We start from the raw sequence: 9774 nt of genomic DNA on the forward strand, positions 1-9774 counted from the left end.
CGCATTAGCCATCCCCTGCTCTACTGGACTTCATCGGCGCGGGCGTCTGCGGCCCGATGCGCGGGAGGTCAGGTCATGTTCGTCCGTCTGCTGACATTCGCCGGCGGTATCGCTATTGCGGCCCTGGTCATTCCTGACCTCGCGAGTTCCTATCTCTCGAGCGCTGAGACTGCCGCCACGGACAAACCGGCGGTGAACAACTCCCTTCCGGCAACGACGGCGAAATATGCTTCGGGAAAAGGCGTGGTGCTCGAAGCCGACCGCTCGGGCCATTTCTTCGGAGCGTTCCGCATCAACGGCCGCACCGAACGGGGCATGGTCGATACCGGCGCCAGCACCATCGCGATCAATGTCTCGACCGCGCGCAGGCTCGGCCTGTCTGCCGGAGCGCTTACTTTCAACGCACGCGTTCGAACGGCCAATGGCGATGTCGATGCAGCGCGGGCCAAGCTGACGAGGGTCGAAATCGGCGGCATATCGTTGCGCGACGTCGACGCCCTGGTGCTGCCCGACAAGGCGCTTGCCGGCATGCTCGTCGGCATGAGCTTCCTCGGCCGACTATCGTCCTACCGCGTCGAAAACGGCGCGCTGCATCTGGTCAGGTGATCCTTGAAAGGATTGGCGAGCGCACCTCAGGCTGAGCGTCGGCGATCGTATAGAGCGCCAGCAGCTCTTGCCGCGCATGTTCGGCCGCGGTCTCGTCCGCCGCATGGACGAAGGCGATCGGTTCGTCCTCGGCAACTCGCGTTCCCAACGGTTTCAGCTCGGCAAAGCCGACCCGATGATCGATCCTGTCGTTCGGATGTGTCCGACCGCCACCCAGAGCGATGACGGCCATGCCAAGGTCACGGGTCCGGCAGGATTGTAGATAGCCGTCTCTTTCTGCTTCCACCGGAAGGATAACTGGGGCAGGCGCCAAGTGCTGTTCGGGACGCTCGACGAAATCGGCGGGACCACCGAGCGCGTAAACCATCCTGGCGAAACGCTCAAGCGCTGCACCGTTTGCAAGCGCCGTGCGCGCCAATGCTTCGCCGGCTACCGGGTCGACTGCCACACCGGCCGCGACGAGCATCTCCGCGGCGAAAGCCATGACCACGGTTTCAAGGCGGGTGCCGCTTTTCTCGCCCTTGAGAAAGGCGACGCAGTTCCGGATTTCAAGCGCGTTTCCAGCCGCATCGGCCAAGGGCTCGTTCATATCCGTCAGCAATGCCGACGTGCGAACGCCGGCACCATTGGCGACATCAACTAGCGACCGGGCGAGTGCCTCGGCTTCGCCAGCATCGCCCATGAACGAGCCATTGCCGAGCTTGACGTCGAGCACCAGCGACTGCAGCCCGGCGGCAAGCTTCTTGGAAAGGATCGATGCGGTAATCAGCGGAACTGAATCGACGGTCGCCGTCACGTCACGGATGGCGTAGAGCCGCTTGTCGGCGGGCGCCAGATTGGCGGTCTGGCCGATGATGGCGCAGCCGACCTCGTCGACCGTCTTTCGGAATAGCGCAGCAGACGGCTGAATATCATAGCCGGGTATGGATTCGAGTTTGTCGAGCGTGCCGCCCGTGTGCCCCAATCCCCGTCCCGAGATCATCGGCACGGCCAAACCGCATGCTGCGACTATCGGGGCAAGCATCAGCGAGACGTTGTCGCCGACGCCTCCGGTGGAATGCTTGTCGACAATGGGTCGGCCGATGCTGCTCCAGTCGAGGGTTTCGCCGGAATCGCGCATGGCGAGCGTCAGCGCCACCGTCTCGTCCCGGCTCATGCCCGAAAACCAGATAGCCATAGCGAAGGCAGCGACCTGACCCTCCGAGATCGAACCATCGGAAAGGCCGCGGACGAAGCCCGTGATATCTGCCGCCTCGAGGCGCTCGCCGTTTCTCTTGCGGCGGATGATCTCCTGGGGAAGCATGGTCACTGAACCGCCGCGTCCGTGGAAATCATCTCCTTGAGAATGGCGGCCAGGCGTTTGCCGCCGACCGGCGCCATGTCCTTCGTCTCGTGATGGCTGAGTTCGCCGCCCGTCATGCCCGCGCCGAAATTGGTGATCACCGACGCTGCAGCAACCTTGAGGCCGAGGAAGCGCGCGAGAATGACTTCCGGCACGGTCGACATGCCGACCGCATCGGCGCCGAGCACGCGCGCCATGCGAATTTCCGCTGGCGTTTCAAAGCTCGGCCCGGAGAACCACATGTAAACGCCGTCCTGCAGCGGAATGCCCATCCGGTCGGCCGCGCGCCGCATGCGCGTCGCAAGCTCGGTGTCATAGGCGTTGGTCATGCCGACGAAGCGATCGTCGCTTTCGACGCCAATCAGTGGATTGAATCCGGAAAAGTTGATGTGATCCGAGATCCGCATGACCGAACCCGGCGGCAGATCATCACGCAGCGAGCCAGCGGAGTTTGTGAGCACGAGATTTTCGACGCCGAGTTTCTTCAGCGTCTGCAGCGGCACGCGCATCGCGTTGGCATCGCCGCTCTCGTAGTAATGCACCCGGCCGGACAGCATGACGACCGGGACGGCGCCGAGCAAACCTGCGACGAGTTCGCCGGCATGGCCAGAAACGCTGCTGACGGGAAAACCCGGGATGTCGGCATAGGAAATGCGTGTCGGGTTACTGACCGCTTCGACGAGCGTCCCAAGCCCTGAACCAAGGACAATACCATAGCGGGGAGCCAGGCCGCCGAGCCTGCCCCTCAGGAATTCAGCAGCGCTGCTCATCCGAGGATCTCGGTCTCGAAGCTGTGCGGTAGCAGATCGGACAGGGCGAGCGTCTTCTTCACGCCCGTCTCGTCGCAGAGGTAGATGCGCGTGCTGGCGCCGGAAAACTCCGCAAGCCGTTGCCGGCACCCGCCGCAAGGCGGGCAGAGCGCCAGCTTCTCGGCGATAACGGCGACTTCCATGATCTTGCGCTGGCCGGCCATGACCATGTGGCTGATGGCCGTGGTCTCGGCACACCAGCCTTCCGGGAAGGAGAGGTTTTCAATGTTGGCGCCGGTGTAGATATGGCCGTCTTCCGCACGGATCGCGGCGCCCACCGGAAACTTGGAATAGGGCGCATGCGCCTTGGCCATCGCTTCGCGTGCGGCTTCGAAGAGTTCGTTTTCCATAGCCTTACCGCTCCTTCACATAGGGGACACCGCCGGCCTTCGGCGGGATTGCCTTGCCGATGAAGCCGGCAAGCAAGATGACGGTGAGAATATAGGGCAATGCCTGCATCAGCTGCACCGGCACCTGGCCGATCAGCGGCAGGGGATTGCCCTGCAGGCGGATCGCAAACGCATCGAGGAAGCCGAACAGCAGGCAGGCAAGCATGATGTTGAATGGCCGCCATTTGGCAAAAATCAGCGCTGCAAGCGCGATGTAGCCCTTGCCGGCGGTCATGCCCTTGACGAAGCCGGCGGTCATCGCCAGCGACAGGTAGGCGCCGGCAAAGCCACACAGGATGCCGCAGCAGATGACGGCGCGGTACCGCATCCAGACCACCGAAATGCCGGCGGTGTCGACGGCACCCGGGTTCTCCCCGACCGCACGGAGCCGCAGGCCGAAGCGGGTGCGGTAGAGGATCCACCAGCTGAGCGGCACCATGGCGAAGGCCACATAGGTCAGGATGAAATGCCCGGAGAGCAGATCGGCATAGATCGGCCCGATGAAGGGAACATCGCGAATGGCGTCCGCGAAGGGAAAAGTGATCGTCTGGAACCTTGCACCTTCGGCCAGTGCCGGCGTGCGCCCGCCCTGACGGAACCAGGCCTCACCGAGGATGACGGTGGAACCCGCGACGATGAAGTTGATGGCAACGCCGGAGACGATCTGGTTGCCGCGCTGGGTGATCGACGCATAGCCGTGGACAAGGGACAGGGCGATCGAGATGAGGATGCCCGCAAGCAGTCCCAGCCAGACGGATTGGGTGATCGCTGCGACCGCGCCGGCGGCAAAGGCGGCGCCCAGCATTTTTCCTTCAAGGCCGATATCGAAGATACCGGCACGCTCGGTGAAGAGACCGGCGAGGGCTGCGAAGATCAGCGGAACGGAGACGCGGATGGTGGACTCGAGGAGCACCACGATGACGTGGAAGAAATCCATGGCTTCAAGCTCCCTTGGTCTGGGCAACGACCGCGGCGCGCCGGCTGGATGTGGAAAACAACCGGGTGATCGCCGGCCGGAACATGTTTTCAAGGGCGCCAGCAAACAGAATGACGAGGCCCTGGATGATGACGATCATGTCGCGCGAGATCGACGGCATTTCGAACGAGATCTCCGCCCCACCCTGGTAGAGCACGCCGAAGAGAACGGCCGCCGGGATGATGCCTGCCGGATGCGAGCGGCCCATGAGGGCGACGGCGATGCCGACGAAGCCTGCACCCTGGACAAAATCAAGCTGCATGCGGCCCTGCTCACCCATGATCGGGTTGAGCGCCATCATGCCGGCAAGCGCGCCGGAGATCATCATGGTGATGACGGTGATGCGGCTCTCGCTCATGCCGGCATATCGCGCGGCCGACGGACTGTGGCCCATGGTGCGCATCTCGTAACCGAGCTTGGTGCGCCAGATCAGGAGCCAGACGCCGAAGGCCGCGACAAGGGCCAGCAGGAACGAAACGTTGAATGGCGCCGTGCCGATATCGAGCCCGAAGATCCCCAGAAGCCAATCGAGCTTGGGCAACTGACCGCCTTCGGCGAAGGTGCGCGTCTGCGGCGACATCGAGCCGAGCGGCTTCAACACCCGCGTCAGCAGATAGACCATCAGGCTCGACGCGATGAAATTGAACATGATCGTGGTGATGACGATGTGGCTGCCGCGCTTGGCCTGCAGCCAGCCGGGCAGAAACGCCCAGGCAGCGCCGAAAGCGGCCGAACCGATGATCGCCAGCGGGAAGACCACAAACCACGGCATCGTCTGGTCGAGCCAGAGGCACGCGAGCGCGACCCCGATGCCGCCGACATAGGCCTGGCCCTCGCCGCCGATGTTGAAAAGCCCGGCATGGAATGCGACCGCGACCGCAAGGCCGGTGAAGATGAAGGTGGTGGCGTAGTAGAGCGTGAAGCCGATATATTCGCCGCGACCGAAGGCACCGTTGATCAGGTGATAGGCCGCCTCGAACGGATTTTCGCCGACGAGCAGAACCACGAGGCCGGCAACCAGAAACGCGACGGCGAGATTGACCAGCGGGACGAGGCCGTATTCGACCCAACCTGGAAGCTTTGCATAGGGATTGCTCATTCTGCGGCCTCCTTGCGGCCTTCGACGCCGGCCATCAGCAGGCCCAGCTCGCCCTCGGTCGCATCGGGATCGCGCTCGCCGACGACACGGCCGGCAAACATGACCAGGATACGGTCCGACAGGGCGCGGATCTCATCGAGTTCGACGGAAACAAGCAGGACAGCCTTGCCCTGGTCGCGCATCTCGATGATCCGTTTGTGGATGAATTCGATGGCGCCGACATCGACGCCGCGGGTGGGCTGGCCGATGATCAGCACGTCCGGCCCCCGCTCCATCTCGCGGGCGAGAACGATCTTCTGCTGATTGCCGCCGGAGAAATTCGCGGTCTTCAGCCGGGCGTTCGGCGGACGGATGTCGTATTCGGCGATCCGCTGCTCGGCATCCTTGCGGATGGCGTCGACATTCAGGAAGACGCCGTTGAGGTAGCGCTTGTCATGGTGATAGCCGAGGATGGCGTTTTCGCATTCCTCGAATTTCAGCACTAGGCCGACGTGGTGCCGGTCTTCCGGCACATGAGCGAGGCCACGATCGCGCAGCTCCTTGGGGTCGGCATGGCCGGTGACGTCGATCGGCTTGCCATTGAGGTGCACCTCGCCGGAAACGGCACGGCGGATACCGGAGATCGCCTCCAGGAGTTCCGACTGGCCATTGCCGGCGACGCCGGCAATGCCGACGATCTCGCCGGCCCTAAGGTTGAACGACACATTGTCGACCATGGTGACGCCGCGGCCGTCCTTGACGGTCAGACCGTTGACCGAAAGCTTGACATCGCCGGGCTTGGCCTCGCCCTTTTCGACGCGCAGCAGCACGCGGCGGCCGACCATCAGCTCGGCGAGTTCCTCGACCGAGGTTTCCGCCGTCGTGCGCGTTGCCACCATCTCGCCGCGGCGCATCACCGAAACCTCGTCGGTGATCGCCATGATTTCCCTGAGCTTATGGGTAATGAGAATGATGGTCTTTCCCTGGCTCTTCAGCTGTTCGAGAACGCGGAAGAGATGATCGGCCTCGGCCGGCGTCAACACGCCGGTGGGCTCATCGAGAATGAGGATATCGGCCCGGCGATAGAGCGCCTTGAGGATCTCGACGCGCTGCTGCAAGCCGACAGGCAATTCCTCGATCACGGCATCCGGATTGACCTCGAGCGCGTATTCGCGCTCCAGCCGCTTCAGCTCGATGCGCGCCTTGGCAATGCCCTTGTTGAGGATCTGGCTCTCTTCCGCGCCGAGCATGACGTTTTCGAGAACGGTGAAGTTCTCGACCAGCATGAAGTGCTGGTGCACCATGCCGATGCCGGCAGCGATCGCCGCATTCGGATCCCGGATCGAGACCTGCTTGCCATCGACGTGAATCTCGCCGCTATCGGCCTGGTAAAAGCCGTACAGGATCGACATCAGGGTCGATTTTCCCGCACCGTTTTCACCGATGACGCCGTGGATCGTACCCTTGCGGACTTTCAGATTGATATTCTTGTTGGCGTGAACCGGACCGAAGCTCTTGTCGATCCCACGCAGTTCGATGGCAATACTGTCCATATTGGCCTTACGATCCCCAAACTGGCCCGCTTCGGTCTTCTTCCCAGAAACCGTGCCGGCGATTTTTTTACCATTTGGTATAAGTTTATCATCGATTTCCCGGCACGGAAGCCCTCAATCGAGATCTCCTTATACTCTCACCGGATCGCTGATGAGAGTCCAGCGTGAATATACACAGGCAGATCGGCCGTAATCGCAACAAAAAACCGGCGGCATTCGATGCCGCCGGTTCAGTTTTATGCTTTTGCTTCAAGCGGTTTGGACGGGCCGCAGCAGGCGCAGCGCATTCATGGTCACAAGCACCGTGGCGCCGGTATCGGCGAGAATGGCCGGCCACAGACCGGTGATACCCGCAATCGTGGTGACGAGGAAAACAGCCTTCAGGCCAAGCGCAATAGTGATATTCTGGACAATGTTTCGCATTGTAGAGCGGGAAAGCCGGACCATCGCGGCGACATCGCTGACCCTGCCGTGCAACACCGCCGCGTCGGCGGTCTCCAACGCCACGTCCGTGCCGCCGCCCATGGCGATGCCGACGTCGGCTGCAGCGAGCGCCGGCGCATCATTGATGCCATCTCCGATCTTGGCAACATTGAAGCCGGATTTCTTCAATTCTCCAACGATGCGCTGCTTGTCCTGCGGCAGCAGTTCGGCGCGCACCTCCATGCCGAACTGACGGCCGATCGCCTCCGCCGTGCGGCGGTTGTCGCCAGTCAGCATGACCACATGAATGCCGGCGTCGGTCAACGCCTTGACGCCGACTGCCGCATCCGGGCGCGGCTCATCACGCATGGCGATGGCGCCGATAATCTCATTGCCGGAGATCAGCACCGAGACCGTCTTGCCCTCGTCGTTCAGAGCCGCAATGCGCGCCTTCTGATCAGGCGACATCGGCACGCGGTCATCGGCAGCGTGGGGCGAGCCGAGGAACAGGGTGGCGGCGCCAACGACGCCTTCAAGACCCTTGCCGCCGATAGCCTTGACCGTCGTGATGCCCGGGACCTGCAGTTTCAGCTCGTCGGCGCGCTGCAGGATTGCCCGTGCCAGAGGATGGCTCGATCCCTGCTCAAGAGCTGCGGCCAAGCCCAGCACCTCGTTCTCGGCGCGGGCGAAGCCGACGATATCAGTCACCCGCGGTTTGCCTTCGGTGAGCGTACCTGTCTTGTCGAATGCTGCGGCGGTGATCTTGCCGACATTTTCAAGCACGGCGCCGCCCTTCAGGAGCAGGCCGCGGCGGGCACCGGCCGAAAGGCTGGCGGCGATCGCAGCCGGAGTCGAGATCACCAAGGCGCAGGGGCAGCCGATCAGCAGGATCGCCAACCCCTTGTAGACCCACTCGCTCCAGACGCCGCTGCCCAGAAGTGGCGGAAGGATCGCGACCAGGGCGGCGACAACAACGACGGCCGGTGTATAGTAGCGCGAGAAGCGATCGATAAAGCGTTCGGTCGGCGCCTTGCTCTCCTGCGCCTCCTCGACGAGCCGCACGATTCGGGCAATGGTATTGTCCGAGGCCGCAGCCGTGACGTGTACGCGCAAGGCCCCGTCGCCATTCACCGTTCCGGCGACAAGCGCATCATCCACTGCCTTGTGCACCGGCGTGCTTTCACCAGTGACCGGTGCCTCGTCGACGGCGCTTTCGCCAGAGAGGATGATGCCATCGGCCGGAACGCGGTCGCCGGGTCGGACGAGAATGACGGCGCCGACCGCCAGGCTATCCGCCGGGACCTCATCGACCCGACCGCTGCGCTCGAGATAGGCCGACTTCGGCACGAGCGCCGTCAGCGATTGAATGCTGGCCCGCGCCTTGCCGGCGGCGACGCCTTCCAGCAGTTCGCCGACGAGGAAGAGCAGCACGACCATCGCCGCTTCCTCCGTCGCGCCGATAAAGACGGCACCCACCGCCGCAATGGTCATCAGCATCTCGATCGAGAACGGCGTGCCCGAGGTCGCCGCTGCGAAGGCGCGCCGCGCAATCGGCAGCAGGCCGACCAGCATGGCAAGCGTGAAGATCCAGGGCTCGGTGGCCGGAACAAGATGCCCAAGGCCATAGGCGGCGGCCAGAGCCAGACCACAGGCGATGGTCAGCCGGCCCTTGGCCGAGCGCCACCAGGGGCCGTTCGTTGGCCCGTGATCATGGGCATGGGAACTGGGCTGCTGCGATGAAGCTGCCCCGGCCGCGGTGTGGCTGTGCTGATGTTCGTGGTCGTTGGTATGCGCGTGCTTCTCATGCTTGTCGCCGTGCCCATGATCGTGATCGTGATCGTGATCGTGATCGTGAGGATGGTCATGGTCGTGATCGCCCGAGCAAGTGTGTATGGCGACAACCGCGGGCTTCTGGTGGGCGGCAATCGGATGCAGCCGGTAACCGAGCTTTCCGACCCGGCTGACGATATTCGCGGCAAGATCGCCGTCGTCGGCATGCTTGACCGACATCGTGCCCGCGGCAACGGAAACCGAGACATCTTCAACACCAGGCATGCGCCTGACGGCGGTGTCGATCTTCGATGCGCAGGAAGCACAATCCATGCCTTCGACCCGATATCGGTTTTCGCGAATATTTGCTGCCATGACCTGCTCCTTGCATATCTTGACGCAAGGCTACGACCTCTAGTGACTAGAGCTGCAAGGCCAAATTGCACGACCAAGCGAAGTTTTTCGCCGAATGCTGCCTTGCGGAGTCGTTTCCGCATGCTTGAAAAGGGCATGGCCTACCTCTGGCGGATGAGGGCAAACCAGAGATAGCGGACTGTAGGCCTTCGTTGCATATTGCAGGCTGCCGTGGGCCATCGTGGGCCATCGTCTTCTTAGACCGAAGGTCCTGGACTTTGTTCTGGGCGCGCTTGGCGGTTAGCCGGTTTTGTTTTCTTTGCCCCTGAACGCCAAAAAGCCCGCGGACCTTTCGGTCTCGCGGGCTTTTTTTTTGATTTGGTTGCGGGGGCAGGATTTGAACCTGCGGCCTTCAGGTTATGAGCCTGACGAGCTACCGGGCTGCTCCACCCCGCGCCATCTCGGTAAACCGCT

The 9774-nt window shown here is 62.7% G+C and carries 8 protein-coding genes and 1 tRNA gene; 1 reads left to right on the forward strand and 8 read right to left on the reverse strand.

From position 1 onward, the window contains the following. Positions 1–75: 75 nt before the first annotated feature. A complete protein-coding gene (locus tag ASD52_RS07330; RefSeq protein WP_057204423.1) occupies positions 76–606 on the forward strand; it encodes a TIGR02281 family clan AA aspartic protease in 531 nt (176 codons plus the stop codon). Here the strand turns inward: ASD52_RS07330 and deoA are convergent. The 8 genes from deoA to ASD52_RS07370 form a co-directional block, all read right to left on the reverse strand. Continuing rightward, positions 599–1915 (reverse strand): thymidine phosphorylase, encoded by a 1317-nt coding sequence (gene deoA / locus ASD52_RS07335; protein WP_025425381.1) that lies wholly within the window; start codon positions 1913–1915, stop codon positions 599–601. The two genes, ASD52_RS07330 and deoA, sit on opposite strands and share 8 nt — an antisense overlap. Next, positions 1912–2718 (reverse strand): purine-nucleoside phosphorylase, encoded by an 807-nt coding sequence (locus ASD52_RS07340; protein WP_025425380.1) that lies wholly within the window; start codon positions 2716–2718, stop codon positions 1912–1914. Before ASD52_RS07340 ends, deoA begins: the two co-directional genes overlap by 4 nt. Beyond that, positions 2715–3107 carry a cytidine deaminase gene (locus tag ASD52_RS07345; protein ID WP_025425379.1) on the reverse strand — a complete coding sequence of 131 codons (393 nt, stop codon included), beginning with the start codon at positions 3105–3107 and terminating at the stop codon, positions 2715–2717. Before ASD52_RS07345 ends, ASD52_RS07340 begins: the two co-directional genes overlap by 4 nt. Positions 3108–3111: 4 nt before the next feature. Continuing rightward, positions 3112–4083 carry an ABC transporter permease gene (locus ASD52_RS07350; protein WP_057204426.1) on the reverse strand — a complete coding sequence of 324 codons (972 nt, stop codon included), beginning with the start codon at positions 4081–4083 and terminating at the stop codon, positions 3112–3114. Positions 4084–4087: 4 nt separating this feature from the next. After that, entirely contained in the window at positions 4088–5221 is a 1134-nt protein-coding gene (locus ASD52_RS07355; protein WP_025425377.1) for an ABC transporter permease, read from the reverse strand. Next, positions 5218–6753, reverse strand: a complete 1536-nt coding sequence (locus ASD52_RS07360) for an ABC transporter ATP-binding protein (RefSeq protein WP_025425376.1) — start codon at positions 6751–6753, stop codon at positions 5218–5220. Before ASD52_RS07360 ends, ASD52_RS07355 begins: the two co-directional genes overlap by 4 nt. Before the next feature lie 249 nt (positions 6754–7002). After that, positions 7003–9321, reverse strand: coding sequence for a heavy metal translocating P-type ATPase (locus ASD52_RS07365; RefSeq protein WP_057223718.1), 2319 nt, complete (start codon positions 9319–9321; stop codon positions 7003–7005). Positions 9322–9679: 358 nt separating this feature from the next. Then, positions 9680–9756: transfer RNA gene (locus tag ASD52_RS07370), tRNA-Met, on the reverse strand. Positions 9757–9774 lie beyond the last annotated feature (18 nt).

It is taken from the genome of Ensifer sp. Root142 (assembly GCF_001426785.1).
In the GTDB taxonomy this organism is placed as follows: Bacteria; Pseudomonadota; Alphaproteobacteria; order Rhizobiales; family Rhizobiaceae; genus Ensifer; species Ensifer canadensis.

Coding starts and splice junctions, on each gene's coding strand:
- ASD52_RS07330 (WP_057204423.1), top strand. CDS start 76: ATGTTCGTCCGTCTGCTGACATTCGCCGGCGGTATCGCTATTGCGGCC.
- ASD52_RS07365 (WP_057223718.1), bottom strand. CDS start 9,321: ATGGCAGCAAATATTCGCGAAAACCGATATCGGGTCGAAGGCATGGAT.
- ASD52_RS07360 (WP_025425376.1), bottom strand. CDS start 6,753: ATGGACAGTATTGCCATCGAACTGCGTGGGATCGACAAGAGCTTCGGT.
- ASD52_RS07340 (WP_025425380.1), bottom strand. CDS start 2,718: ATGAGCAGCGCTGCTGAATTCCTGAGGGGCAGGCTCGGCGGCCTGGCT.
- ASD52_RS07350 (WP_057204426.1), bottom strand. CDS start 4,083: ATGGATTTCTTCCACGTCATCGTGGTGCTCCTCGAGTCCACCATCCGC.
- ASD52_RS07355 (WP_025425377.1), bottom strand. CDS start 5,221: ATGAGCAATCCCTATGCAAAGCTTCCAGGTTGGGTCGAATACGGCCTC.
- ASD52_RS07345 (WP_025425379.1), bottom strand. CDS start 3,107: ATGGAAAACGAACTCTTCGAAGCCGCACGCGAAGCGATGGCCAAGGCG.